This window comes from Oceanobacillus sojae, assembly GCF_900162665.1.
Taxonomy (GTDB): Bacteria; Bacillota; Bacilli; order Bacillales; family Amphibacillaceae; genus Oceanobacillus; species Oceanobacillus sojae_A.
The window spans coordinates 721,822-748,014 of record NZ_LT727813.1 but is presented as its reverse complement, the minus strand read 5'-3'; the positions used below and the strand labels follow the sequence as shown (position 1 = coordinate 748,014).

Annotated in this window: 23 protein-coding genes and 1 pseudogene; 17 read left to right on the top strand and 7 right to left on the bottom strand. The window is 37.5% G+C overall.

Annotated elements, in window-relative coordinates:
• The first annotated feature begins 81 nt into the window (after positions 1 to 81).
• The gene (gndA, locus tag BN1068_RS20980) at positions 82 to 1,479 is read left to right on the top strand and encodes an NADP-dependent phosphogluconate dehydrogenase (protein WP_077604763.1); all 1,398 of its coding nucleotides are present in this window, start codon (positions 82 to 84) and stop codon (positions 1,477 to 1,479) included.
• Positions 1,480 to 1,863: 384 nt separating this feature from the next.
• Complete coding sequence (gene glnA / locus BN1068_RS20975) at positions 1,864 to 3,201, top strand: type I glutamate--ammonia ligase (RefSeq protein ID WP_077604762.1); 1,338 nt, start codon at positions 1,864 to 1,866, stop codon at positions 3,199 to 3,201.
• A 157-nt stretch (positions 3,202 to 3,358) separates the two neighbouring features.
• Here glnA and BN1068_RS20970 read toward each other — a convergent pair whose 3' ends face one another.
• Positions 3,359 to 4,507, bottom strand: a complete 1,149-nt coding sequence (locus BN1068_RS20970) for a CapA family protein (protein WP_077604761.1) — start codon at positions 4,505 to 4,507, stop codon at positions 3,359 to 3,361.
• 252 nt (positions 4,508 to 4,759) lie between these two features.
• Between BN1068_RS20970 and BN1068_RS20965 the strand changes: the two genes are divergently transcribed.
• Positions 4,760 to 5,800, top strand: a complete 1,041-nt coding sequence (locus tag BN1068_RS20965; RefSeq protein WP_077604760.1) for a YdcF family protein — start codon at positions 4,760 to 4,762, stop codon at positions 5,798 to 5,800.
• A gap of 81 nt (positions 5,801 to 5,881) precedes the next feature.
• Here the strand turns inward: BN1068_RS20965 and chbG are convergent, their stop codons facing one another.
• Positions 5,882 to 6,580, bottom strand: a complete 699-nt coding sequence (chbG, locus tag BN1068_RS20960; protein WP_077604759.1) for a chitin disaccharide deacetylase — start codon at positions 6,578 to 6,580, stop codon at positions 5,882 to 5,884.
• A 159-nt stretch (positions 6,581 to 6,739) separates the two neighbouring features.
• Positions 6,740 to 7,477: a GntR family transcriptional regulator gene (locus tag BN1068_RS20955; RefSeq protein WP_077604758.1), complete on the bottom strand. Its 738-nt coding sequence runs from the start codon at positions 7,475 to 7,477 to the stop codon at positions 6,740 to 6,742.
• 312 nt (positions 7,478 to 7,789) lie between these two features.
• On the opposite strand from BN1068_RS20955, the gene BN1068_RS20950 reads away from it, so the two are divergent.
• From BN1068_RS20950 to BN1068_RS24455, 6 genes are all read left to right on the top strand, one after another.
• The gene (locus BN1068_RS20950; protein ID WP_077604757.1) at positions 7,790 to 9,100 is read left to right on the top strand and encodes a 6-phospho-beta-glucosidase; all 1,311 of its coding nucleotides are present in this window, start codon (positions 7,790 to 7,792) and stop codon (positions 9,098 to 9,100) included.
• Positions 9,101 to 9,111: 11 nt separating this feature from the next.
• Positions 9,112 to 10,401, top strand: a complete 1,290-nt coding sequence (locus BN1068_RS20945) for a PTS sugar transporter subunit IIC (protein WP_077604756.1) — start codon at positions 9,112 to 9,114, stop codon at positions 10,399 to 10,401.
• Positions 10,401 to 10,736 (top strand): PTS lactose/cellobiose transporter subunit IIA, encoded by a 336-nt coding sequence (locus BN1068_RS20940; protein WP_077604755.1) that lies wholly within the window; start codon positions 10,401 to 10,403, stop codon positions 10,734 to 10,736. Before BN1068_RS20945 ends, BN1068_RS20940 begins: the two co-directional genes overlap by 1 nt.
• A gap of 1 nt (position 10,737) precedes the next feature.
• The gene (locus BN1068_RS20935; RefSeq protein ID WP_077604754.1) at positions 10,738 to 11,046 is read left to right on the top strand and encodes a PTS sugar transporter subunit IIB; all 309 of its coding nucleotides are present in this window, start codon (positions 10,738 to 10,740) and stop codon (positions 11,044 to 11,046) included.
• 310 nt (positions 11,047 to 11,356) lie between these two features.
• Positions 11,357 to 12,409: a 2,3-butanediol dehydrogenase gene (locus BN1068_RS20930; RefSeq protein WP_077604753.1), complete on the top strand. Its 1,053-nt coding sequence runs from the start codon at positions 11,357 to 11,359 to the stop codon at positions 12,407 to 12,409.
• Positions 12,410 to 12,576: 167 nt separating this feature from the next.
• Positions 12,577 to 13,587, top strand: a complete 1,011-nt coding sequence (locus BN1068_RS24455; RefSeq protein WP_077604752.1) for an N-acetylmuramoyl-L-alanine amidase — start codon at positions 12,577 to 12,579, stop codon at positions 13,585 to 13,587.
• A gap of 52 nt (positions 13,588 to 13,639) precedes the next feature.
• Here the strand turns inward: BN1068_RS24455 and gpmA are convergent, their stop codons facing one another.
• The gene (gene gpmA / locus BN1068_RS20920) at positions 13,640 to 14,335 is read right to left on the bottom strand and encodes a 2,3-diphosphoglycerate-dependent phosphoglycerate mutase (protein ID WP_077604751.1); all 696 of its coding nucleotides are present in this window, start codon (positions 14,333 to 14,335) and stop codon (positions 13,640 to 13,642) included.
• Between the two features lie 220 nt (positions 14,336 to 14,555).
• Here gpmA and mmuM point away from each other — a divergent pair, with 220 nt between their 5' ends.
• The 6 genes from mmuM to BN1068_RS20890 all read left to right on the top strand — a co-directional run bounded on the left by mmuM (position 14,556) and on the right by BN1068_RS20890 (position 22,191).
• Positions 14,556 to 15,521 (top strand): homocysteine S-methyltransferase, encoded by a 966-nt coding sequence (gene mmuM / locus BN1068_RS20915; RefSeq protein WP_077604750.1) that lies wholly within the window; start codon positions 14,556 to 14,558, stop codon positions 15,519 to 15,521.
• Between the two features lie 264 nt (positions 15,522 to 15,785).
• Entirely contained in the window at positions 15,786 to 16,811 is a 1,026-nt protein-coding gene (locus BN1068_RS20910; RefSeq protein WP_077604749.1) for an extracellular solute-binding protein, read from the top strand.
• Between the two features lie 87 nt (positions 16,812 to 16,898).
• Positions 16,899 to 18,011: an ABC transporter ATP-binding protein gene (locus BN1068_RS20905; protein ID WP_077604748.1), complete on the top strand. Its 1,113-nt coding sequence runs from the start codon at positions 16,899 to 16,901 to the stop codon at positions 18,009 to 18,011.
• The gene (locus BN1068_RS20900; protein WP_077604747.1) at positions 17,998 to 19,653 is read left to right on the top strand and encodes an ABC transporter permease; all 1,656 of its coding nucleotides are present in this window, start codon (positions 17,998 to 18,000) and stop codon (positions 19,651 to 19,653) included. Before BN1068_RS20905 ends, BN1068_RS20900 begins: the two co-directional genes overlap by 14 nt.
• An 83-nt stretch (positions 19,654 to 19,736) precedes the next feature.
• A complete protein-coding gene (locus tag BN1068_RS20895) occupies positions 19,737 to 21,428 on the top strand; it encodes a sensor histidine kinase (RefSeq protein WP_077604746.1) in 1,692 nt (563 codons plus the stop codon).
• Positions 21,421 to 22,191, top strand: coding sequence for a response regulator transcription factor (locus BN1068_RS20890; protein WP_077604745.1), 771 nt, complete (start codon positions 21,421 to 21,423; stop codon positions 22,189 to 22,191). The genes BN1068_RS20895 and BN1068_RS20890 overlap by 8 nt, the downstream gene beginning before the upstream one ends.
• A 93-nt stretch (positions 22,192 to 22,284) precedes the next feature.
• On the opposite strand, the pseudogene BN1068_RS24120 reads toward BN1068_RS20890, so the two are convergent.
• Positions 22,285 to 22,482: pseudogene (locus BN1068_RS24120) on the bottom strand (deaminase); the annotation flags it as partial.
• 25 nt (positions 22,483 to 22,507) lie between these two features.
• On the opposite strand from BN1068_RS24120, the gene BN1068_RS23460 reads away from it, so the two are divergent.
• Positions 22,508 to 23,104 (top strand): Mu transposase domain-containing protein, encoded by a 597-nt coding sequence (locus BN1068_RS23460; RefSeq protein WP_139344903.1) that lies wholly within the window; start codon positions 22,508 to 22,510, stop codon positions 23,102 to 23,104.
• A complete protein-coding gene (istB, locus tag BN1068_RS20875; protein WP_064467641.1) occupies positions 23,104 to 23,823 on the top strand; it encodes an IS21-like element helper ATPase IstB in 720 nt (239 codons plus the stop codon). The genes BN1068_RS23460 and istB overlap by 1 nt, the downstream gene beginning before the upstream one ends.
• 38 nt (positions 23,824 to 23,861) lie before the next feature.
• On the opposite strand, the gene BN1068_RS20870 is transcribed toward istB, so the two are convergent.
• Both BN1068_RS20870 and BN1068_RS20865 read right to left on the bottom strand, forming a co-directional pair.
• The gene (locus BN1068_RS20870; RefSeq protein ID WP_077604742.1) at positions 23,862 to 24,917 is read right to left on the bottom strand and encodes an amidohydrolase; all 1,056 of its coding nucleotides are present in this window, start codon (positions 24,915 to 24,917) and stop codon (positions 23,862 to 23,864) included.
• A 29-nt stretch (positions 24,918 to 24,946) separates the two neighbouring features.
• Positions 24,947 to 26,173 carry an amidohydrolase gene (locus BN1068_RS20865; protein ID WP_077604741.1) on the bottom strand — a complete coding sequence of 409 codons (1,227 nt, stop codon included), beginning with the start codon at positions 26,171 to 26,173 and terminating at the stop codon, positions 24,947 to 24,949.
• Positions 26,174 to 26,193: the final 20 nt, after the last annotated feature.

Genomic DNA, 26,193 nt, shown 5'->3' with positions numbered 1-26,193 from the left:
TATTACATGTGTTCAAATTCCTGCAGTGTCATTTTTATTCATGGGAATTTGAGCATTCTTTTAAGGGAAGGAATGAAGAAAATGAATTCGATTGGCGTTTTTGGACTAGGTGTTATGGGAGCAAATCTTGCTATGAATATGGCAAATCACGAGGAGAAAGTAGCAATCTATAATTATACATCTGATTTAACAGACGCATTTCAAGCCAAGCATCAAAATAGAAATATAGAAGCGCATTATCAGCTGGAGAGTTTTATAAACTCTTTGGAAAAACCGAGAAAAATCTTTCTGATGGTTACTGCCGGGCAAGTAGTGGACTCTGTTATCGCGAGCCTCCTGTCGTTGTTAGATCAAGGAGATATTATAATGGACGGGGGAAACTCTAATTTTCAGGATTCTAACAGGAGAAATAGGTACTTAAAAGAAGAAGGGCTCCATTTTATCAGTGTTGGTGTTTCAGGCGGGGAAAAGGGTGCTTTGAATGGACCGGCATTAATGCCGAGCGGAGATAAAGAAGCCTATCAGCAGGCTGCTCCAATTTTAGAAAAAATTGCTGCGCAGGTAGATGGCAAGCCGTGCTGTTCATATCTTGGGAAAGAAGGCGCCGGCCATTATGTGAAAATGGTTCATAACGGAATTGAATACGCTGATATGCAGCTTATTACAGAAGCCTATCAATTCTTAAGGGAAAGATTAAGCCTTGATGTTAATGAAATTGCAGCTATTTTTGAAGAGTGGAATAGAGGAGAGCTGGAAAGTTATCTGATGGAAATCACGAGTGCTATTTTAACACATGTTGATGAGGAGACGAATCTTCCTATGGTTGATGTGATTTTAGATAAATCAGCGCAAAAAGGGACCGGCAAATGGACAAGTCAAAATGCATTGGATATTGGTGTATCTTTATCCATTATTACGGAATCAGTATTTATGCGCTTTTTATCAACTATAAAGGAAGAACGGATGATTGCAGAGCAAGAGCTGGCCGGCCCTAATCCATTTATGGAAGAAGCTGATAAAAAAGAGTGGATTGAACTGGTTCGTCAGGCTCTATTTATGGGGAAAATCTGCACTTATGCGCAGGGGTTCTATCAATATAAACAAGCATCTGAGCAATATAACTGGGAGCTGCAGCTGGATGAGATTGCGTTGATTTTCCGCGGGGGATGTATTATTCGTGCAGGTATCCTAAATGAAATCAGTGCTGCATTTAAGGAAAACAAGGAGCTGTCAAATCTTTTTCTTTCTCCATACTTCAAAGGCAAGCTTAATAATTATCAGGAAGCTATGCGTAAAGTAGTGATAAAAGGAATGGAAACAGGCCTCGCGCTGCCATGCTTTAATGCTTCATTAGTATATTATGATAGCTATCGTTCTGCGAAAAGCGGTGCAAATATGATTCAGGCGCAACGCGATTATTTTGGAGCGCATACGTACCAGCGTGTCGACAGAGAAGGCGATTTTCATACAATCTGGTAAAAAATTTTTTGACTTTAGTTAATTGGGAGATACAGTAGCTGTTTTTCGCTCATACAATTTTATAAATTCCTATCTTTAAAATAACAAAATGCCCTTTCGATTAATCGGAAAGGGTATTTTTATGGGAATAAAAGGTATTAATTTATTTGTTATGAAACCTAACATTTTATTGACAATAAAACTAACATTAGTGTAATATAAAAAAACAAAGAAAACATGATAAGCTAATCTGTCTATAAAAGGTTGAAAAATAAGTATAAGTTAAAGAGATTTTGCATGCTTCTTTGTAGACACTGATTTCAAATCAAAAAAGAGTTATCGCTGAAAAAAACAGCGCAAGCTTTCTTTTCATAATTACCAAAGATATTTTTAGGAGGGGAACAAATGGCAGAAAAATTAACAAGAGAAAAAATTTTAAAACAGATTAAAGAAGAGAATGTGCGTTTTATCCGTCTTCAATTTACTGATATGCTTGGAACAATAAAAAATGTTGAAATTCCTTTAAGCCAATTAGATAAGGCATTGGATAATAAAATGGCATTTGATGGCTCCAGTATAGAAGGGTTTGTGCGTATTGAAGAATCAGATATGCTTCTATATCCGGATTTAGATACATTCGTGATTTTTCCCTGGACTTCTGAAAAAGGAAAAGTTGCTCGTTTTATTTGTGATATTTATAGTCCGGATGGTACTCCATTCGCAGGCTGTCCGCGTTATAATCTGAAGCGTAATCTGAAAAAAATGGAGGAATTAGGCTTTGATGCCTTTAATATTGGTACGGAGCCGGAGTTCTTCTTATTCAAATTAGATGAAAAAGGAGCGCCGACATTAGAATTAAACGACCAGGGCGGATATTTTGATTTAGCGCCGACGGATTTAGGTGAAAACTGCCGCCGTGATATTGTGCTGGAGCTTGAAGAAATGGGCTTCGAAATTGAAGCATCTCATCATGAGGTTGCGCCGGGACAGCATGAAATTGACTTTAAATACTCTGATGCATTAAAGCATGCGGATGATATTCAAACATTTAAATTAGTAGTAAAAACAATTGCCAGAAAGCATAACCTGCACGCTACATTTATGCCAAAGCCTTTATTTGGTGTAAATGGTTCCGGGATGCATACAAATATGTCTCTGTTTAAAGGAAAGGAAAATGTATTTTTTGATGAGAGTGCAGAGCTGCAGTTAAGTAAAACGGCATATCAATTTACTGCTGGTATTCTTGATCATGCAACAAACTTCACAGCAGTAACAAATCCGACAGTGAACTCCTATAAACGCCTTGTTCCCGGTTATGAAGCGCCTTGTTATGTAGCCTGGTCTGCCTCAAACCGCAGTCCATTAGTCCGTGTTCCTTCTTCCCGTGGATTAAGTACACGTATTGAAGTGCGCAGTGTTGATCCGTCCGCTAATCCGTACATGGCTTTAACAGTTCTATTGGCTGCAGGCTTAGACGGCATCAAGCGAGAATTAAAAATACCGGAATCGGTTGATCGTAATATTTATGTGATGAATAAAAAAGAACGGGAAGAAAACGGGGTAAAAGACCTTCCTGCTACTCTGAAAGAAGCGATGAGCAAACTTGAGGAAGATTCAGTACTCGTGGAATCTTTGGGTGAGCATTTGTTCGAACACTTTATGGAAGCGAAGGATATTGAATGGGATATGTTCCGTACCGCTGTTCATCCTTGGGAGCGGGAGCAATATCTGACAAATTATTAAAGCATGTTGAAAAGGCAGAACCGGCACAAATTTTCAGAGAGCCGGACAAAGAAAGAACACAACGATTTTTAAGACTGATTCGATAGGCTTAGCATATTGTAAAAGGAAGGATATCCCATTGAGAAAATCCTTCCTTTTATGTTTTATGCCAGCCTGATCACTCTATCCATTCTAGTTCCGGCATCCATTGAGTCATATGGGATTTGATTTCGGACAGAACTGCATCCGGGTTTTCAATTTGTTCTTCAGATGCTTTTTCTAACGGAACTACATGGACATCTGTCATCGTATCTCCATCTTCTTCAAATTCTACAAAGGTTGGCAGGAAACGGGGCGTCTTGACCAGTACCTCATCTTCCTCCTTTACCAGATCAAATTCAAAAATCCCGCCAATACGATTGTAAAATTGATATTGCCCTGACAGGAAGTTTCCTAAAGAATACGCAACTAATGTTTTGTTTCCTTCTTTTCCTTCCAGCCATTCGACCGGCTGGAGAACATGTGGATGATTACCGATCACGACATCCACACCAAGATCAGCAGCATACTGTGCTAAATCCTCCTGCTCTTGATTAGGCATTCTCTCTTCTTCTATGCCAAAATGTAAGCTGACAATAGTTACATCTGCAAGCTCATTCGCTTTTTCGACTTCCTTTTTTATCTGCTCACGGTCAATCAAATTAACGAGATAAGGTTTCCCGGCGGGCACCGATATGCCGTTTGTTCCATATGTATAGCTTAGAAAAGCAACAGAAATATCCTGGTCAGTTTTTAAAACCCTAATCTCAGATTGATCTTCTTCACTTTTAAAACTTCCGGTGTAGGGCATGCCGATTTCTTCATAGTAGGCAATTGCATTTTGAATCGCTTCTTCGCCTCTGTCTAAGGTGTGGTTATTTGCCATGGTTACCATATCGATGCCGGCATCCTGCAAATCGTCTCCAATTTCGAATGGACTGTTGAAGCTTGGGTATCCTGATAAACCAATTGATTCGCCACCCATAATGGTCTCCTGATTGGCAACAGTGATTTCGGGTTCTTTTAAATAATCTGCGACCTCAGCCAGCATCGGTTTGAAATCATATTTTTTTCCATCCCAGGCATCGTCATAGACGCGGTCATGAATTAATATATCTCCAATGGCAGCAACGGTAACTTTAGGGTCAATCTCATCCGTTTCTTTAACCGTCTGGGAGTTCTCCCTCGTGGAATGGGAGGTGCCTGTGTTATCTTCAGGAGATTGCGTGCAAGCTGTTAAAAGAAAGAAAAGCATAAAAAAAGATATAAAAAAATTAAATTTATACATGAAAAATCCTCCGTTGCGTATTGGTGTTGACTGGGTCTGTCTGTTTATTCTGTCGGCATCTGCTTTTGTAATTCATGTTAGCTTATCCAACAATAACACGGATTTCGGTATGTCTTTTAGATATCCATCCTACCATAAAAAACACTTTAGACAAATAGTGATTTCATTTGCATAAAAGCTTATAATAAAAGAATCTCATCATTTCAGACAGGGGAGCCGACCAACCTGGAGATTAAAAAGAGGTGAATTTATTTGTTATATTTTATTGCTTCCGTCCCGTTGTTATTTTTAATTCTTTTTCTAATCAGTTATTTACGGGATCCGCGTAAACTAATTAACGGGCTTTTGTTTAATGGATTTTTAATCACATTCTTTTTCTTTTGTGCATTCTTTTATATATACATCGATGGGCCCTATCAATATGTTGTATTAGCTTTTCCGTTAATGCTGTTAATTGTTCTGATACCGTTTGGAGTGCTCGCTTTGATTGCCGGCTTATTTTATAATGCAAAAGTGCTGATGGATAAGGAAGGAAAAAGGTTTAGGAATTCTTTAACGTTAATAATGGCCATCGTCATACTTACTTTAATTATTGTTAATATCGTTAATCCGGAGCAATTTTTCCCGGAGTATTTACAGCCGCTTTTTGGAGGAGCTGGATTGGTTGTTGTCTATGTGTTATTACATATGTTTAATTTTTTGACAGCCTACGGATTGAATCAATGGAATCGGCCGAAGTGGGATCAGGATTTTATTATTGTATTAGGAAGCGGGTTAATCAATGATCGTGTCCCGCCGTTATTGGCAAGCAGAATTGATAAAGCAATTGATTTTTACCATCGCCAGAAAAAGGTTACGGCTCCTCCTAAAATTATTTTTTCCGGCGGACAGGGGCCGGACGAGGGGATTTCTGAGGCTGAAGCAATGCAAAGCTATGCAGTGGAAAAAGGGATACCAATCGAAGATACGATTCAGGAGAATAAATCTGTCAGCACCTATGAAAATATGAAATTTTCCAAAAAAATTATGGATCAGATGAAGGACGAAGGGAAGTATCATAGTATTTTTGCGACAAACAATTTTCATCTGTTCCGTGCCGGGATTTATGCAAGAAAAGCAGGCTTGGACAGCCAGGGAATTGGTTCAAAAACAGCTTTTTATTATTGGCCGAATGCTATGGTCAGAGAATATATCGCTGTGGTCGTTATGGGGCGCCGGCGGCATTTTCTGATTGTGAGCTGTATCATGGGCTTTTCTTTGCTGCTGGCAATCATCAGTTATTTGTTCACATAAGAAATCATCCAAATAATAAAGAAATCCAAACACATCAAATTCTATTGGAAGAATGCTGATAAATGTTTGGATTTCTTTTATTTACTTTGAGTTTACCCACGCGGGTACTTCTATTCTGCTGAGGATTTCTATTTCCTTCTCACGGTCATCCGTATAGGAGCTGACCCTTCTCAAATCTTCATCCACTTGTCCAGGATGCGTCATTACTTCAATGGATAATACGTTTTCTTTTTGAAGGACATCGAATAAATTATCGGTGACACCTTCTTTGTAAAAGCTTGTCCATAGCGTATCTGTCCAGCATACTTCCGGGTGGTCTGCTAAGGAATCAACGTATCGTACAGGAACATTGTATTCTTCAGCAAGCTTCATAACCAGATTTTTTAAAGGAGGCCAGCCATGAATATGATGGTGGCTGTCGATATGATCCAGGGTTAACCCTGTAGCTGCATAAGCATCCAGCTGTGCACGCCACTCTGATTCTACCTCAGAAAGATTCGGAGGCTCCATATCACGAAAACTGCTGGTGAATTTAAAGGTTCCATCTGATTTCACCAGATTTGGAACAGCTGGATGGAGGGGCCTGCCCCAGGTTAATACAAGGTGAATGCCAATTTTTAAATCGGGATTTTCTGCTGCCTTTTCTACAGCATAATCGGTGGCAAGTCCATTCATCATTAATGTTGTTGATGTGACACAGCCGTTTTGATGTGCCTGGATGATTCCGTCTGTAACGCCTTTTGTCAGTCCGAAATCATCTGCATTAATTTCTATTCTCATAAAAAACACCCCTGATAGATTTTTAGTTAAATAGGAAAATATAATAGTTTTTATGATTGAATTCTTATTCAGGAATAACTATGTCCAGCTTTAAACACCGAACGTTAAATCACTCCTGAATAGAGTCAGTTTAGGAATATATGTTTCGGAACAGGTGTATTACGCTTTTGGTTCTTCCTTGTTATAGGAACGTTCAATAGAAAAGTTAGTCTTATCACCCCGAAAGAAGGATCTGGAAAATTCGACTTTCTTCCCTTGTTCATCCTCAGCCAATGTTTCAATATAAAAGCAGGGAAGCCCTTGTTCACATTCTAAAAATTTGCATATCTGCTCATCTGCAAAGGCTATTTCAATATTTTCTGAGGTTTTCGAAACCCATACATCAAAGAACTCATCTAATGATTTGTATAAAGAATTACCAGCATGTTCTATTGTAATTCCAGGGGCAACAGACCAGGGAACATAAGCTACTTCATACTGTGTCGGCTCTCCATTTGCTTTGCGGATACGTTCGATACGTTGAATTGGATCCTGCAGATTTACATTTAGTTGATTAGATAATAATTCATTTGCGGCGACGACAGAAATATCTGATACTTCAATTTCCGGATGTTTTCCCTGATCGGCTAATTGATCACTATACCGTCTGACGGTTTGTGATAAGGCCTGGTTTACTTTCTTGTCGGCTACAAAAGTACCTCGTCCTTGCTGACGTAATAAATATCCCTCTAGTGTAAGCTGATTTAATGCAGTACGAACGGTAGTGCGGCTTACATTAAAACTTTTACATAATTCCAATTCAGGAGGAATTTTTTCACCAGGCTGGTATTGGTTTGTTTTAATTCGATGTAACAATTCTTCCTTGATATAAGTGTGTAGTGATTGGTTTCTCTCCATAGGTTCCGTACTCCTTTAACGACACTTTTAAAAAATCATACCCTTTTAAGTGTAAAAGCACAAGGGATAAAACATTGAATAGGACTAAAGACTTGTAATTGCTTTCATATACATCTGATTATTGTTGAAAACAGAAAATAAAAGATTCCGTTATAAGGATAGTTTACAAGATAATAACTAAAAAAACAATTGTAGTAACAAATTTATTTTATTTTGTATAGACAAATAAATATTTGTATGATACATTTAAATCGAATTAATTCAAAAAACAATTAAAGCGATTACAAAATAGAAATAAAGGAGCAATTAATCATGTCTTTAAAAGTAGTAATTATCGGTGGAGGTTCCAGCTATACTCCAGAAATTTTAGAAGGACTTATTCAAAGGCAGCCTACATTTCCAGTTTCAGAAATTGTTCTGGTTGATGTTAAGGAAGGGCAGGAAAAGGTAGAGACAATTTGTCAATTAGGAAACAGAATGATTGAAGAAGCTGAAGTGAATATTAAATTATCCTGGACGTTGGACAGGAAATCGGCTTTACAAGGTGCAGATTTTGTTTCCACGCAGATCCGGATTGGCGGATTAGCTGCAAGAGCTCAAGATGAACGCATTCCGCTGAAACATGGTTTAATTGGCCAGGAAACAAATGGTGCCGGAGGAATTATGAAAGCGTTTCGAACAATTCCGGTCTTAATGGAAGTGGCCGAGGAAGTACACGAGATTTGTCCGGATGCCTGGATGATTAACTTTACAAATCCGGCAGGTATGGTTACAGAAGCACTGCTAAACCACTCAGCACATAAAAAGGTCATTGGTGTCTGCAATATTCCATTTAATATGCGTCATTCTACTGCAGAATTATTACAAGTGCCTCCAGAGGATGTATCCATCAGGTTTATCGGGTTGAACCACTTTGTATTTGGAGACCGTGTCTATGTCGGCGGCGAGGATCGCACAGAGGATGTATTCCAGAAGCTGATTCAAAAGGAGTTTGATTACAGCCCGGCAAATATTATGCCGTTAGATTGGTCAGAAACATTTATTAAATCTACCAAGCTGTTGCCAAATCCATATCATCAATATTATTTCCAATCAGAAACAGTATTGGAGAAGGATTTAAAAGCTTATGAAGAAAACGGCACACGCGCAGAAATTGTTCAAGAACTGGAAGCGTCCCTTTTCGAACTGTACAAGCAAGAGAGTCTCCGGGAGAAACCGGAAGAATTAGAAAAGCGGGGTGGCGCTTTTTACAGTCAGGTTGCCTGCAGTTTGATGGATTCCATATATAATAATAAAGAAGACATTCAAACGGTAAATACCTGGAATCATGGCACCATTCCTGAGTTACCTTATGATGCGGTGATTGAAGCAAATTGTGTCATCACAAAAAATGGGCCAAAACCAATCTCGATCGGAGAAATTCCAACACCGATGCGGGGAATGATTCAGAATATGAAAGCAATGGAAGAGCTGGTGATTAAAGCGAGTATTTCTGGGGATTATGAGGATGCTTATAATGCATTTTTAGTAAATCCATTGATTCAGGATGAGAAAAAAGCAAAAATTGTTTTAGATGAACTTATAAAAGCACATAAAGATTATTTACCACAATTTAACCGGTAGGGGGAAGAAAGATGAATAATAAATTTATGCAAAAATTTATTGAAATTGCTGGCCGTATTGGTTCACAACGTCATTTAGTCGCTATTCGTGATGGTTTTGTAGCAACAATGCCTTTAATTATTATTGGGTCATTAGCTGTTTTAATCAATAATTTTCCTGCGTTTGGCAGCTTTAGTATTGTAGATATTTTAAATAATATTTTTGGAGAAGGAAACTGGCAGACCGTTGGGGGAAGCATTTGGAATGCCACGTTCGCAGTTATTGGACTACTCATTTCGTTTACGATAGCTTATAATTTAGCTAAGTCCTATGAAGTAGATGGTTTATCTGCCGGTCTAATATCGATAGCTTCTTATATTATGCTTGTACCGGTTACAGAGGATTTTGGTCTGAATATGAACTGGCTGGGTACGCAAGGGCTTTTTGTAGCAATTATCGTGGCGCTTATTGTAACAGAACTATTTCGTCTGCTTATTCAGGCAAATATTACAATTAAAATGCCTGAGGGAGTACCTGAGGGTGTAACCCGCTCCTTTGCTGCATTAATCCCGGCAATGATTATCCTTGCATTTGTAGGTTTATTCCAGGCAATTGTAAGCGCATTTGTAGAAATAAGTGTTTTTGAAGTTATTTTTAATCTTATTCAAGAGCCGCTGCAGGGACTTGGAAATACACTGCCAGCAGCATTAGTTGTTGCATTCTTAAATCATTTACTATGGTTCTTTGGCCTGCATGGTACAAATATTATCGGATCTGTTATTGAGCCGGTTTATCTGCCGCTTATTGAGCAAAATGCAAACCTGTTCCAGCAGGGGATGTCCGCATTCGATGTACCGAACATTGTTACAAAACCATTCTTGGATTCCTTTGTTTTCATGGGTGGTTCAGGAACTACACTGGCATTATTAATAGCAATATTTATCGTGATTCGCCGGGAAAAGAACCATCCGTATCGTGAGGTGGCAAAATTATCTGCACCTGCAGGAATATTTAACATTAATGAGCCAGTAATATTTGGTTTACCAATTGTGCTTAATCCAGTATTCTTAATCCCGTTTATTATCGTACCTGTAACCTTGACTATTATTTCATACTTTGCTTTATCGTGGGGACTCGTACCAAAAACAGTAGCAATTGTTCCATGGAATATCCCGCCGATATTGAGCGGTTACTTAGTAACTGGCGGCAGTGTTAAAGGAATTATCCTTCAGCTGGTCAACTTAACAGTCGCTATACTGCTATACGTTCCATTTGTAATGGCAGGTGTACGTGCAATGAAAGAGAAAATGGGAGAGAGGTAATGACAATGACAAAAGAAGAAGTGCAAATGCTTTCGTTTCAAATTATCTTACATGCCGGGAATGCAAAATCAGACGCAATGGAGGCTCTGATTCTGGCTAAAAAAGGAAAATTTGAAGAAGCAGCTAAAAAGATGGAATCAGCAGATGAAGCATTTGCAGAGGCCCATCATATACAAACAGATCTTTTACATGATGAGGCAAATGGGAAAACAACGGAGCTTTCCGTTATTCTGATTCATGCGCAGGATCATTTAATGAATGCTTTAACGGTAAAAGATTTAGCCGTTGAAATGATAGATATGCATAAAAAAATAAATCGTCTGGAGGAGAAGTAATATGAAGATACGTTTAGTTTGTTCAGCGGGAATGTCTACGTCAATGCTTGTGAAGAAGATGAAGGAAGCTGCAGAAAAACAGGGCTTTGAAGCGGATATCGAAGCAGTAGCAGAGTCGCAGCTGAAGAATCATCTCGAATCCTTACAGGTTGTTCTTATTGGTCCGCAAGTCCGTTATCTGGAAGGTAAAATTAAAGAAAGCCTGGAGCCGCAGGGTGTAAAGGTTGCTGTCATTGATCAGATGGCTTATGGAATGATGCAGGGTGATAAAGTTCTGAAGCAGGCAATTGATTTAAATGAAGGAAATTAAAATAAGCATCAAAAACTCGTATCTGCGGATGCGGGTTTTTTAGTCTAAAGATATTTTTATAGAAATCTTTCAGCTTATCAATGGTTATTTACTGGTTTGGACTGATCCATATAAATCAAAATGAGATACTGTTCTATAGGATGTGGTGCTTTTTGAGTGCATCCTTATTGGCCGGGTAGTATAATAGAATTGTAGACAGAGTGTATTCGCCAGAAGGATCAAGTAAATATAGACTAGTCAGACCCTTCCATTTAGGGAAAGTAAACTCTGCCTTTCATAATTTATTTGTAGAATGGGAGAGAGATTTTTTATGAAAGCAGCACGAATTTATGCTGAAAAAGATGTTCGCGTGGAGGACGTCGAAGTAAAAGAAGTCGGGGCAAAAGATGTGAAAGTGGAAGTAGCATGGACAGGAATTTGTGGTTCAGATCTACATGCTTATTCTCATTTTATTGGTATTCCGACAGAGGAGCATCCAATATCAAAAAGACAAGCTCCACTGACATTGGGCCATGAGTTCAGTGGAACAGTAACGGAAGTAGGCAGCGATGTAACAGCATTCCAGCCTGGTGACCGTGTTTGTATCGAACCGAATCTTCGCTGTGGGGAATGTAAGGAATGCCGTGAAGGAAATTATCATTTATGCAGAAACAGTAATGCAGCATTTATCGGACTTGCCGATGATGGCGGATTTGCAGAATACTGCGTCATGGATGAACAATATTGTCACCAAATCCCGGATAATATGACATTAGAGCAGGCAGCACTTGTCGAACCGACTGCCGTAACCTATCATGGTGTCGATTTGGCAGGCGTGAAAGCGGGAGACGCTGTACTGGTTACCGGCGCAGGCCCAATTGGTCTATTAACTGTTCTCTCAGCTCGTGCAGCCGGTGCAAGTAAAGTATTCGTCAGTGATGTTTCAAAAGAGCGTTTAGCATTAGCTGAGTCTTTTGGATTTGTAAAAGCCTTAAATCCAATGGAAGATGATGTAATTGGTATAATTATGGAAGATACCAATGGAGACGGCGTTGATGTGGCATTAGAATGTGCAGGTGTTCAGCCGACATTTGATACATGTCTAGAAGCCATCAAACGTACAGGTACCGTTTGTGTGGTTGCCATCTTTGGACAAAATCCGGAAATCAATGCATTTGCTTCTACAGTTAAAGAAGCAAACATTAAATTCTCCCTGGCCTATGCCAATATATACGATCGTGTGATCAATCTGATTGCCAGCGGACAAATTCCTGCTGAAAAAGTAGTGACTAATAAAATTAAATTAGATGATGTTGTAAAAGAAGGATTTGAATTATTGCTTAATGACAAGAGCCAATCCAAAATTCTTGTGAGTGCCAAATAAAGATTATTATCTATTTTTGAAAGCCTGCAGAACTGTCTGCAGGCTTTTTCTATAAAAATTAGTGATAAATTCCCTTTATTATAAAAAAATCAGCAAATATCGTAAGGAGCATGTCTATACGGGCAAGCTCTTTTTTCAATATTTTAAAATAGAGGGGGTATATTTTTATGGTGAAAATCTACTTAGATCCTGGACATGGAGGAAGTGATACAGGAGCTGTAGGACAAGAATTGCAAGAAAAGCATGTAACGTTAGCAATTGCTTTAAAAATACGAAATATCTTGAACAACAGTTATCAAGGGCATCAAATTCGGATGAGCCGTTCGACAGATAGTACTGTATCGCTGGCAGCACGGACGAATGAAGCGAACCAGTGGGGTGCAGATTATTTTGTTTCTATTCATATTAACGCCGGAGGAGGGGCAGGCTATGAGGATTATATTCATTCAGGTCTTTCCAATCAAGGAACAACAGGAAAATACCGGCAAATCATGCATGAAGAAATAATAAAGCAGGTAAACCTTCAAAACCGCGGCAGAAAGCAGGCTAATTTTCATGTACTGCGGGAATCAGTCATGCCGGCTATTTTAACAGAGAATGGTTTTATTGATCATGCAGGAGATGCAGCAAAACTGAAATCAGATGCATTTTTGGAACAAATTGCTTTAGGCCATGCAAGAGGGATTGCGAGAGTATTCCAATTATCCGCTAAAAGCAGTCCGGGGGCTTCGAGCAGCTCCAACAATCAAGGAAAAACATCCACATCTAAAAAACAAATCCATTCCATTGTAGACTATTTGAAATCAATTGGAGAGGATTCGAGCTTTGCGAATCGCGCTAAGTTAGCGAAATCTTACGGTATTTCAAATTATACAGGAACAGCTGCACAGAATACACGTCTGCTAAAAGCAGTCAGCTCTGGAAAACCTTCGAATAATTCCTCCAAATCATCAGCAAAGCGTGTGCATTTGCCGGCATCTGCGTCTACCTGGCGCACATATCCGCTAAATGTTAAACCTGTAAAGAAAAATAGTGATTGGAGTCTTACTCCTGCAGCTTTTGGCGGCTTAACTTATGATATCTTAGCAGAGCCGTATCCAAATGTCGTGACAATACAAACTGGAAGAGGCAAACGTAATATATATATTGGACCAGATACCAGCGCACGCAGATTGTAATAAAAAACGACATTCAGCAGAGATAGAGCTACTGCTGAATGTCATTTTTTATTTATTCTTCCTGATCTATAAAATATTTTGAAACAGGTACTAAATTGTCATCTAATTCATAAACAAGCGGAACACCAGTAGGGATGGATACATTTACGATATCTTCATCACTGATATCTTCAAGGTATTTCATTAAGCCTCTTAGACTGTTTCCATGTGCTGCGATAATCACACTTTTTCCTGCTTTTACTGCCGGCTTAATTTCTTCCTCCCAATAAGGAATAACGCGTGCAATGGTTGTTTCCAGGCTTTCACCAAGAGGAATTTTCTCTTCAGGTATTTCTTTATACTTTTCCTCATGTCCGGGATAACGTTCATCTTCTTTTTCTAAAAATGGTGGAGCTACATCGAAGCTGCGGCGCCAGATATGTACCTGATCGGCTCCGTATTTTTCAGCAACTTCCTGTTTATTCAATCCCTGTAATGCACCATAATGTCTTTCGTTCAGCTTCCAGGATTTATGCACGGGAATCCATAAATTGTCTGTTTCCTCTAATACATAATTAAGTGTTTTAATGGCTCTCTTTAAATAAGATGTATATGCTACATCGAAATGGAATCCATGCTGCTTCAATGCCTGTCCTGCATGCTTTGCATCCGCAGCACCATGGTCAGTTAAGTCTACATCTGTCCATCCGGTAAAAAGGTTGGCCAGATTCCATTCACTCTGACCATGTCTAATCAGTACAAGCTTCATATATAATCCCTCACAATCATTTTATTTATAACATACCACTGTGCGGCATGATTTACACGTCATGCGCAGTTATATTTTATAAAAAAGATGGGGAGGCAGGAGGATTATATTATCAATGTATGATTTAAAAGCATTTAAAAATAACCTGCTGGCCGAATGAATTTGCAGAACTAATAAAATACGGTAAGCTAGTATATAAAATGAACGGAGGCTGCAGAGAATGACAAAAATAAATCCAATTGATCCATTGCTGAATCAATTTGAAACGTTAATTTTAGACGGGGCATTGGCCACAGAATTAGAAAAGCTGGGTTGTAATCTGGACGATCCTTTATGGTCTGCCCGGGTTTTGTTAGATGAGCCTGAAAAAATCAGAAAGGTTCATTATGCTTATTTTGAAGCTGGTGCGGATATTGCTATCACAGCAAGCTATCAAGCGAGTATAGAAGGATTTAAAAAGCACGGTATAAACGAAAAGGAAGCAAAAGCATTAATCAGAAAAACAGTAGAGCTGGCAAAACAGGCGCGGGAGGAGTACTGGCAGGAGGAAAGAAGATCCGATCGACCTTATCCATTGGTGGCCGGGTCTGTCGGGCCATATGGAGCTTATCTGGCTGATGGTTCAGAGTATATTGGTAATTATGGAGTCAGCGATCAGATTTTATATGATTTTCATAAACCGCGTATAGAAGCTTTGGTTGAAGCCGGTGCAGATTTATTGGCAGCTGAAACAATCCCCTCGCTGCAGGAAGCAAAAGTTATTTGTGATTTGTTAAAAGAATTTCCTGATATATCAGCATGGATGACATTTACGCTGAAGGATGCGGTACATATCAGTGAAGGAACAATGTTAAGAGAATGTGCAGAATTCTTAAATACATGCAGTCAGATTGTTGCTATAGGCGTGAATTGTGTCACCACAGAGTTTATCAGTGATGCTGTCCAAGAATTGAATGCCTGTACACGAAAGCCTATTATCATTTATCCGAACTCTGGTGAAAACTATGATCCGGAGACCAAAACATGGTATGGAGAGGAACATGTACATGTTAACACAGCTGCTGCAGGCTGGGCTGAAAAAGGAGCAAGGATTATCGGGGGCTGCTGCCGGACGGGCCCTGAGGATATCAGGGGAATCAGCAGGGTGTTGAGAGAAGTAGATAATGACAGTACACCTGATAGATGAAAACAGTTTAGCGTTTCTGTTTTTATCTTAAGCTAATATTTTATAAAGGTTTATATTAAAGAACAAAATGAATATTTCAGAATGAGGTTTTCTGTTTTTACCACAGCTGTTTAGCTGTGGTATTTTAGGTGGAGTCATTTTGCTTATAAAAGTATGGTTTTTATAAGGAATAAATTTTAGGATGTTTTTTAGTTTTTTTAGGATTCAATTATAAAATAACATCGCTTAAGATAAAGTTGAAAATACATTACAGGAGGTAAATTTATGAAAGCGCTTAAATTAATGGCTTTATTTACAGTTATAAGTTTTTTATTATTAGGTTGTTCAAATAACAGCTCGGGAGATGGAGAGGAATTAGTTGTTTATACAGCAAGAAGTGAAAGCTTAAATGAATTAGTTATCCCAAGTTTTGAAAATGAAACAGGTATTAAAGTAAAAACCGTTACAGCAGGTACCGGAGAGCTGGTGACAAGAGTCGAATCTGAAAGAAACAATCCCCAAGGAGATATCTTATGGGCTGCAGATGTAACAATGTTACATGATAAAACAGATTTATTTGCAGAATATGTGTCTCCTGAAGACGAGAATATGATGGAGGAATTCAGAAATGAAACAGGATATTTTTCCCCGGCTTTTGCAGATCCAACTGTTTTTATAGTCAATACAGATTTAACTGGAGGGGAAGGGCAGATTACTAGCTTTGAAGATTTGTTGGACCCTGAATTAAAAGGAAAAATAGCATTTGGAGATCCCGTTAATTCCAGCTCTGCTTTTCAATCTTTAATGGCGATGCTATATGCAGCAGGTGACGGAGATCCTTTATCTGATGAAGCATGGGATTTCGTTGAAAAATTTATAGCTAATTTGGATGGAAAAATTCAAGGAAGCTCTGGTCAGGTTCATAAAGGTGTTGCAGATGGAGAATACGTTGTTGGATTAACATGGGAAGATCCAGTAGTCCATTATATCAGAAATGGTGAATCAGTTGAGGTTGTTTTCCCGGAAGAAGGAGCTATTTTCCCTGGCCAGGCAGTCCAGATTATAGAAGGGGCAGAAAACATGGAGAATGCTCAAAAATTTGTAGATTATCTTCTCTCTGAAGAAATTCAGACGCAGGCAGGCCAGGAATTAACGGTAAGACCTTTAAGGGAAGATATTGAGCTGGCGGATTATATGATACCTCAGGATGAAATCAACTTATTTGAAGAATATGATGAAATGTGGGTTATCGAGAATACAGATGAGATAACTGCAAGATATGTTGATTTACTGGAAAAATCATTAGACTAGGCTTAATGAAAATAATTATCGAGTAACTTGTGGTAACTGCAGATTATCACAAGTTACCGTTCATGCTTTTAAGGGAGGTAATATGGAGTGAGTGTTTCCGTTAATATAGATAAAGTCGTAAAAAAATTTGGAGAGGATAAAGTTATTGATAAGCTTTCTCTGGACATTCAAAAAGGGGAGCTTTTTACTTTACTGGGGCCATCTGGCTGTGGAAAGACAACTTTATTACGAATGATTATAGGGTTTCATTCCATTGATGATGGTCAAATTAAAATTGATGACAAGGTAATTAATCATATTCCAGTGAATAAAAGAAAAATGGGAATGGTTTTTCAGAACTATGCTATCTTTCCACATATGACAGTAGAAGAAAATATTGCTTTTGGATTAAAAGTCAATAAAATTGGAAAAGAGGAAATGACCGAAAGAATTGATAATATTTTAAAAACAGTTCGGATCGAGGAGCATAAAACGAAGAAACCTGAAAACTTATCAGGCGGCCAACAGCAAAGAATTGCATTAGCAAGAGCGCTTGTTATCCACCCTAAAGTATTATTAATGGATGAGCCGTTATCCAATTTAGATGCAAAATTAAGAATTGAAATGCGGAATGCTATTAAAAATATTCAACAAGAGGTTGGAATAACGACTGTGTATGTTACACATGATCAAGAAGAAGCGCTGGCTATTTCTGATAGAATCGCAGTAATGAATAAAGGCATTATTCAGCAAATAGGAAAACCTGAAGAAATCTACAGCCGTCCTGCTAACGTCTTTGTATCTCAATTTATAGGTACTTCTAATATAATAAAAGGTATAATTAAGAAGAAAGAGGATGGTTTATACGTCCATTTAAATGATATGTATGCAGTAAAAATGAATAACTTGAAGCAGGATGAAATAGTGGATAAACAAGAAGTATTAGTATCTGTAAGACCTCAGGAGTTTATCATTACCAATGAAGAAAGCGGTATCAAAGGTAAGATTGACAGTACCATGTTTCTTGGGCTAAATACGCATTACTTTGTAAATCTTGATTCAGGAGAGCGGGTTGAGGTTATTCAAGATAGTGAAGAAGAAGAAATTTTACCAGAAGGAAAAGATATTAACTTAAATATAAAAAGTAAAAAAATTAATATCTACCATGCCGATACGAAGGAAACGTTAATCAAGGCAGGTGGTCATGATGAACAAAAATAAGTTTAATTTATGGAATATCAGTTCTGTTATTATCCTTCTGCTAATGTTAATCTTTATCATTTATCCTCTTTTTTTAATATTAGGTAAAGGTATATTTAATAGTGAAACAGGAGCGTTTACATTTAGTCATTTTATCCATTTCTTTGAGAGGAAATTTTATTATATAACGATATTAAACAGTTTTAAGGTTACGATTGTAAGTACCATATTGGCAGTTATAATTGGACTGCCTTTAGCTTATATGTTAAGAAAGATAAAAATATTCGGCAGTAGATTTATTCAGATTATCGTTATTGTATCTTATATATCACCGCCGTTTATTGGAGCCTACGCTTGGATTCAACTATTGGGAAGAAGTGGGGTTATCACCAAGTTTATCAATGATACATTTCAGTTGAATTTTGATGGGATCTATGGGTTTGCAGGAATTGTTCTTGTATTGACATTACAATCATTTCCTCTTGTGTTTATTTATATCATGGGAGCATTGAAAAATCTTGATAATTCTTTAGTAGAAGCAGCAGAAAGTCTTGGGTATTCAAATTTTCAAAGAATGACAAAAATTATAATCCCCTTAATAATGCCGACAATTTTAGCAAGTTCATTACTTGTATTTATGCGTGTTATCGCAGATTTTGGCACGCCAATGTTAATTGGTGAAGGGTATCGGACCATGCCAGTATTAATTTATCAGCAATTTTTAAGTGAGGTTGGCGGTGATGCTGGTTTTGCTGCTGCAATTGCAACTATTTTTGTAATAATTACAGTTACTTTATTTTTATTACAAAGAATTCTGTCCAGGCAGTATTCTTATTCTATGTCAGCGCTAAAGCCGATGCAGGCAGAAACTCTTTCGGGAACCAAAAATATTTTAAGTCATATCGCTGTTTATTTTATTACCTTTATCGGGATATTGCCTCAGCTGGTTGTCATCTTTACATCATTTTTAGAGACATCAGGCGGTCAGGTCTATACAGGCAGGTTCTCACTTGAAAACTATAAAAATATTCTTTTTGACAGAGATTTAAATGCGATTATAAATACTTATAAAATGGGATTCTATGCGATTATTATCATTATTATTATCGGGATTTTTATTTCTTATTTAACAGTTCGAAAAAGGAATTTAATGAATTCTGTTATAGATACATTATCAATGTTCCCGTTTGTCATTCCGGGATCTGTACTGGGTATAGCTCTAGTTTTTGCATTTAGTGATGAACCGATATTTATTACGGGGACAGTTTTGATTATGGTTATTGCATTTGTTATTAGAAGGATGCCATATACGATTCGCTCCAGCACTGCTATCATCAGTCAAATTAGTCCCAGCATAGAAGAAGCAGCTATCAGTCTCGGAGCATCTGAAACAAAAACATTCTATCGGATAATTGTTCCGATGATGCTGCCAGGAGTATTGGCCGGTGCAATTATGAGTTGGGTTACCATACTCGGAGAATTAAGCGCATCTATCATCCTGTATTCAACAGAGACACAAACATTAGCTGTGTCTATTTATACAGAAGTAATAAGAGGGAATTTTGGCAACGCTTCTGCATATTCGGCTGTTTTAACCGTTACTTCTATTTTATCTCTGTTAATATTCTTTAAGCTTACTGGTAAAAAAGAGGTAGATTTATAGAAATGATATTTAAAGGTTGTTCCAATTTTCCAATTATTGGAGCAATCTTTATATCTAATCATGATTAGCAGGAGTTATTAACCATGAAACAGAGTAAATCGATAAAGGACTATTTGAAAAAAACATTTTTAAAATATACAGTGATTATTATTCTCTTATTATTATTCGTATTTTTAATCTCGCTGTATGTTGTCTTTAATTATTCGGTTATGAAGGTTAACAGAGAAGCAGGAAAAGCGTTAAAGAATGAATTAATAGAGGAATTTGAAGGATATAGGGAAGGTATTAAAGAACTGTCGCTAAATAAGAAGATTGTTCAAGCTCTGGAAAACAACGAGGTAGATTCGCATGTGAATAAATTGTTATATGAATTTAAAAACAGCCGAAATATCTCATCGAATTTTGTTTTGATAAATGGTAATGAAGAAATTGTGTCAACAAGCTTTCATCAGGATGATGAAGAAATTCTTTCCGGTCATGTATTTCTTAGATTACTGGCGAATGAATTAAATCAAATACATTATAAGGAGCAGACGATTCATAACCGGATTTTCGGCGAATCAAGAAGCTATTCCTATTATTTTTCAACTGCTATATCAAACGGCAGTGAGAATATAGGCTATATTATCTTTTTCATAGATGATTTTATTGATAGCAGTGTTGATAATCAACTGGTTTATATAACAGACCAATACGATAATGTTATTGCTAAAACGAACAATTATCATATTGATTCGCTCGGCAAATTCTTTGTGGATAATAATCAAAGACTGGTAAAAATAGATGAAAATTACTTCTATATGAATAAACAGCCTGCAATGAATAATCAGCTAAATATCATCACCTTATCTATTATCAATGTATATAGAAATATCTTGATATTTGGTATGGCAACCATGTTAATTAGTAGCTTTATTATCTTTTTGATAGCCAGAGTGATTATACCTAAAATATTTAAAAAGACTTTACAGCCATTGAATGCCTTAATCACTATTATTTCTAACGGAAATCATAAAGATATATTTAATAAATCAACTGAGGTAGTCGAGTTAAATGTGATTTATAAGGAGTATACAAGCAAAATAGAGAAAATAAGAGATCTCATTCAAAAAAATGAAGAAATAACCGAAAAGAAAAGGATATTGGAAATTAAACATTTAGAAGCTAAGTTTAATCCGCATTTTTTATATAACGCATTGGAAATGATTAAATATGAAATTACTTTAAACCCAGAAAATGCATCTGATATTGTTGTTAAAATAGCAAAACTAATGAGATATAATACCAATTTCGGAAATACGTTAGTTCCGTTAAAGGTAGATCTGGAATACCTTATAAATTACTGTGAAATACAAAAGCTGCGTTATGGAAGAAGACTAGAATTCGAGATTGACATTCCTGGCGATTTGTTAGAGATACCTATCCCAAAGCTTATTCTACAGCCTTTAATAGAGAATGCAATAAAACATAACATCGATTATAAAAACAGTTTAAAAATAATATTAACTGCTCAGAAGTCAGGTGATCATTTAGTCATAAAAGTGATTGATAATGGTTTAGGAATCAAAGAAATTGAATTAGAAAACCTGAAAAAGAAAATTTATGATAAAGCTGAGGATGTTGATGAAGTCAGGCAAATTGGTTTGAAAAGTACGCAAAGTATACTTCAACTGCTCTATGGTGAAAAATATGGACTAAAAATTGAAAGCTCTTACAATGAAGGAAGTGAATTTTCTTTAGACATTCCATTAAAAGGAGCGAATAATATTGAATAAGGTATTAATAGTTGAAGATGAACCTATTATTCAAAAAGGTCTCCAATATAAAATGAACTGGTTACAATTAAATTGTGTGGTGGTGGGATGTGCAGATAACGGAGATATGGGAAAGGAAATGATAGATAAATTAAAACCAGATATAGTCATAACCGATATAAGAATGCCTTTTAAAGATGGAATAGAAATGTTGAAGGAAACAGTAGAAAATAATAAATTTGAAGCTATTATATTGACTGGTTATGACGAATTTAATTATGCGAAGCAGGCAATCAGACTGGGTGTTCATGATTATTTATTAAAACCGGTAGATATGGAGGAATTGGCAGAGGTAATTAAAGATCTGATTTTTAAAATTGAGGAGAAAAAAGCGAAGGATAATTATAAAGTTAATTCATTATTATATAAAGAACTGCTGAATATTAATCTTAATGTTGCTGAAACCTCAAGTTATGTGATAGACACAATTGATTTTATTAAAAAAAATTATGCAACTAAGATAAACTTTAAAGATTTATGTGATAATTTAGGGGTTTCAAATGTATTTTTAAGCGCCAAATTTAAAAGTGAAACAAACTATAGTCTAAATGATTTTTTAAATAGATACAGGCTGCTGAAAGCTGTAGAATTGCTTCAAAATGATAAGGTTTTAGTTTATGAGGTAGCAGAAGAGGTAGGCTTTAGTGAGTATAAATATTTCAGTCAGGTATTCAAAAAGTATATTGGAATGCCTCCAAAGCAGTTTTTACATCAAGAATTTTAAATAAGGATATGTAAAAAGAGACACAACATCAGGGAGTAGGGACCTATCCTGATGTTGTGTCTCTTTTAAGATGTTATTTATCTAGGCCTATGATTACAACTCACCAGCAACCACGTTTCCTTTAAACATTGTTGCTACACGTTCGGACCGCCTTGCAACAGCCTCTGCAGAACAAGAAGCCTTAACAAATACCATATTTGCTTCATCACCGGCTTTTGGCCAGGCTTGTTTTCCAGCTTTCGTTAATGTTGTTTTCCCGCCGGTAATGTAGCCTAATGACTGTGTCAGTGANGAAGAGGATTTAAATAGCTTTCTTATGTTGCCTGAAAAGGGATTTGAATGTGCTCGATATGAGGAATTGAAATCAGACAAATATGGAATCGTCAATGTAGATACAAAACAATATTCGACATCTCCAAGGTTTGCGCAACAAAAAATTAGAGTCCGTATTACTTATAACGAAATTGCCATTTTGAACGAAGATAACGAAGTGATTGCCAAACACACCAGACTCTATGGTGTAAGGCGGAAATCTATGATTTGGCAGCCTTATCTAGATTTATTGTCCAAACGACCAAGAGCTATAAAATATTCAAGTATTTACAACCAGTTTCCATCTATTTGGACGGACTATTTAAAGAACTGTACAGAAGAAGAACAAAAAAATGCTTTACGCCTATTAGGAGAACTTTTAAAGAATGATGATTTTTCATTACTCAATGAAGCTCTTACGATGGCTTCATCTCATGGCCATCCAAGTACGGATCAAATCAAGCATTGTTTTTACACTGTAATAAATCAAAGCAATACATATAAGGAGATAAGTCCAGCTATTAATCTACCAACTATGCCTGCGGCAACCAGAGGGCTTTCTCATTATGATTCTTTACTTCAAAGCGGAGGTGTATCTTGATGAAAGAGCAAATTGAAGCACATGCCAAACGCTTGAAGTTAAGTTGGATAAGAGAGCATTACCATGAAATTAAAGCTGAAAATAATTATGACTATCTTCTTCAATTATTTGAAAGGGAGGTTGAAAATAGAGAGGAAAGAAAAGTGAACTTATTACTAAAGCAAGCACAATTACCAAAGACAGGCGACCAACCTTTTCAATGGGAACATATTCAAATCCCTCAAGGGATTGATCGTGATAAGATCCTCCAAGGGGAATTTATTCATGAAAAGGAAAATCTGATTTTATATGGTGGAGTCGGCACAGGGAAAACTTATTTGGCAACATTAATTAGCTTAAATGCCATACATAGGTATGGCACCAAAGTGAAGTTCTTTACGTTGGCATCTTTAGCAAATAAATTAATAGAGGCGAACCAAAATGGTTCCCTCCCCAGGCTGATTAAACAGCTTGAAAGACTGGATTTACTTATATTAGATGAACTAGGCTATATTCCTCTTCACAAAGAAGGTGCAGAGTTATTGTTTCAGGTGATATCTATGTGTTATGAAAACAAAAGCTTGGTGATTACTACCAACCTTCAATTTGGACAATGGAATCATGTTTTTGGGGATCCAATATTAACAGAGGCTGTGATTGATCGACTTATTCATCATTCACATTTACTACTTTTTAACGGTGAGAGTTTTCGTTATAAAGAATCATTAATACAGCAATAATTGGAGGCGACAAGTGGCATGCATTTTTAAATGCCATTTCATACATTTTTTACTTGCCAAATACACAGTGAGGGCTGGTCAACCCAGCGGTATATTTCTGCCAGCTGACCTAAACGTTCTAAAATATCTCCATTTCCAAAAGGAGACCAGACATCAAAGATATTGTCACAGCCGACTGCTGTCTCAACTCCTTTATTTTTTAACAATTCGAGCGGAGGAAACTTCCGGTTGTTTGGAACACTGCTGATAATGCCGACACCGGCATCAGCAAGTATCTCTGCTAACTCCTCCGCCTGATTCAGAGAAACATCGCCAAGGCCGAATGCATGGCTGATGTACACTTTTCCTTGTAATCCAGCTTCCATGGTCAACTCTGCCAATCGTTTCATGGTAAAGGTTCCTAAATGATCTGCATCATGTAAATGTAAGTCAATGCCGGCTTCTGCTTCCACAGCCAGCTCAATCATTGTTTGCAGGGAAGCTTCAATATTTCCGTCTACATTTGCAGGGTCAACACCGCCAACATAGCCGGCTCCCTGTCTGAGAGCTTCTTTTACTAGATGCTTCGAATCGGAACGCAGTAATCCATGCTGTGGAAAAGCGACTATTTCTGAAGCCAGCTTGTTTTCATAGCTGTGCAGAGCTTTTTTTACCTCATCCAAATTCTTCAATCCTGCTTCTGGATACAGATCAACATGTGTCCGGACTTTTGTTACACCGGCGTGAGAATAAATATCCAGCAATTTTTCCGCTCTTTCCCGGGTTGTTGTTGCCAATGTAGGCAGTACTCTTTTCTCTACTTCGAAACGTTCGAAAATATTTTTGGTCGGAATCACAGGGCGCCATTCATCACCCAATAAAGTTTTATCTAAATGGCAATGCTTTTCGATAAAGGAAGGGAGAGCCAGTAATCCTTTTGCGTCTATTTGGGGAATATTATCGGTAATTGCTTGGTCAGCAGAAATAATCTGCTCTATTTTCCCGCTTTTTATGAGAAGGTGAGATAATTCTGTTTCTGCCCCGGTAATATATCCATCTTCTTCTTTATAGTTTTTTTCTAGCTGTACATTTTTAATCCACTGGCTTGTATGCATTCTGTTCATTTCCTTTCATGATAGATTTATCAACGTAAACTGCCTGTGATCTGCTTTCCTTGATAAAACACTGCTTTTCTTGGTGCTCTTCTGGCTACAGCTTCAGCAGAGCAGCTTGCATCTGCTAATACAAAGCTGGCAGTATCTCCATGTTTTGGCCATACTTGTTCACCGTCTTTGCCAAGAGGTGTAATACCGCCAGTAATATATTGAAGGGTTTGTCCAAGAGCGCGTTCATCGCTTAAGCCGAAACGTTCTGCAAGCAGACCCGTCTTTTCTAAGCTGTCGCCTTTTCCGAATGGCGACCAATGATCGATAATACTATCATCACCTAAGAATACCTCAACACCTTTTTGATGTAAGAAAGGGATAGGAATCGTTTTTGATAATGAAACAGAAGAAGCAATAGATATACCTTGCTGTGCAAGGATTTCTGCCATTTCATCAAGTTCATTTCCGTGAATATCGGCCAGTGCAAATGCGTGACTGAGTGTTACTCTTCCCTGCCAGCCAGCTTCCTCTGTCAGCGCCGCTAATCGTTTCATTGTAAAAATACCTAATTGTCCAGTTTCATGCAGATGAATATCAATTTTCGCGTCTCCTTCTACAGCAAGTTCCATAACTGTTTGTAAGGATTTTTCTATATCGTCGTCAATGCTGGCTGGATCAACGCCTCCCACATAACCGGCACCATTTCGCAATGCGTCCCGGACAAAGCTGGCTGCATTGCTTCTGAGCATACCTTGCTGCGGAAAAGCAACAATTTCTACAAAGGCTTTATCCTGATAGTCCTCTGCAGCACGCAGAAGTGCTTCCAAATGATGCAGTCCTTCAATTGGTCCTACATTACAGTGAGAACGGATATGTGTCGTCCCCGCAGATAGAAGTAAATCCATTAATTTCTTTGCTCTGTCAGCTGCTTGAGGAAGTAGTTCAGGAATCAGCTTCTCTTCCTCCTGCAGCCTTGTCCAAATGCCATTTTTAGGAATAGAAGGAGCCTTCCACTTTCCGCCATAATAGGTTTTATCCAGATGGATATGCATGTCTCTAAATGATGGGAGCATCAGATATTGCTTTGCATCGTATTTGGGCAGGTCAGATGCAATTGATACTTTAGCTGGTAAAATTTCTTTTATTTTTCCATTCTCAATCTGTATATGAAATGTATCTGTCTGTGTACCGGAAATTATTCCATGCTGCACCTGATATCCTGTTTCCAGTGTAGCATTTGTTAACCAATAAGCTTTCGCACGCAATAGGAAACCCTCCTTTACTC

Bases quoted from the DNA above. Each gene is read 5' to 3' on its own strand.
- gndA (WP_077604763.1), top strand. From the start codon at position 82: ATGAATTCGATTGGCGTTTTTGGACTAGGTGTTATGGGAGCAAATCTT.
- glnA (WP_077604762.1), top strand. From the start codon at position 1,864: ATGGCAGAAAAATTAACAAGAGAAAAAATTTTAAAACAGATTAAAGAA.
- BN1068_RS20970 (WP_077604761.1), bottom strand. From the start codon at position 4,507: ATGTATAAATTTAATTTTTTTATATCTTTTTTTATGCTTTTCTTTCTT.
- chbG (WP_077604759.1), bottom strand. From the start codon at position 6,580: ATGAGAATAGAAATTAATGCAGATGATTTCGGACTGACAAAAGGCGTT.
- BN1068_RS20955 (WP_077604758.1), bottom strand. From the start codon at position 7,477: ATGGAGAGAAACCAATCACTACACACTTATATCAAGGAAGAATTGTTA.
- BN1068_RS20950 (WP_077604757.1), top strand. From the start codon at position 7,790: ATGTCTTTAAAAGTAGTAATTATCGGTGGAGGTTCCAGCTATACTCCA.
- BN1068_RS20945 (WP_077604756.1), top strand. From the start codon at position 9,112: ATGAATAATAAATTTATGCAAAAATTTATTGAAATTGCTGGCCGTATT.
- BN1068_RS20940 (WP_077604755.1), top strand. From the start codon at position 10,401: ATGACAATGACAAAAGAAGAAGTGCAAATGCTTTCGTTTCAAATTATC.
- BN1068_RS20935 (WP_077604754.1), top strand. From the start codon at position 10,738: ATGAAGATACGTTTAGTTTGTTCAGCGGGAATGTCTACGTCAATGCTT.
- BN1068_RS20930 (WP_077604753.1), top strand. From the start codon at position 11,357: ATGAAAGCAGCACGAATTTATGCTGAAAAAGATGTTCGCGTGGAGGAC.
- BN1068_RS24455 (WP_077604752.1), top strand. From the start codon at position 12,577: ATGGTGAAAATCTACTTAGATCCTGGACATGGAGGAAGTGATACAGGA.
- gpmA (WP_077604751.1), bottom strand. From the start codon at position 14,335: ATGAAGCTTGTACTGATTAGACATGGTCAGAGTGAATGGAATCTGGCC.
- mmuM (WP_077604750.1), top strand. From the start codon at position 14,556: ATGACAAAAATAAATCCAATTGATCCATTGCTGAATCAATTTGAAACG.
- BN1068_RS20910 (WP_077604749.1), top strand. From the start codon at position 15,786: ATGAAAGCGCTTAAATTAATGGCTTTATTTACAGTTATAAGTTTTTTA.
- BN1068_RS20900 (WP_077604747.1), top strand. From the start codon at position 17,998: ATGAACAAAAATAAGTTTAATTTATGGAATATCAGTTCTGTTATTATC.
- BN1068_RS20895 (WP_077604746.1), top strand. From the start codon at position 19,737: ATGAAACAGAGTAAATCGATAAAGGACTATTTGAAAAAAACATTTTTA.
- BN1068_RS23460 (WP_139344903.1), top strand. From the start codon at position 22,508: ATGTTGCCTGAAAAGGGATTTGAATGTGCTCGATATGAGGAATTGAAA.
- istB (WP_064467641.1), top strand. From the start codon at position 23,104: ATGAAAGAGCAAATTGAAGCACATGCCAAACGCTTGAAGTTAAGTTGG.
- BN1068_RS20870 (WP_077604742.1), bottom strand. From the start codon at position 24,917: ATGCATACAAGCCAGTGGATTAAAAATGTACAGCTAGAAAAAAACTAT.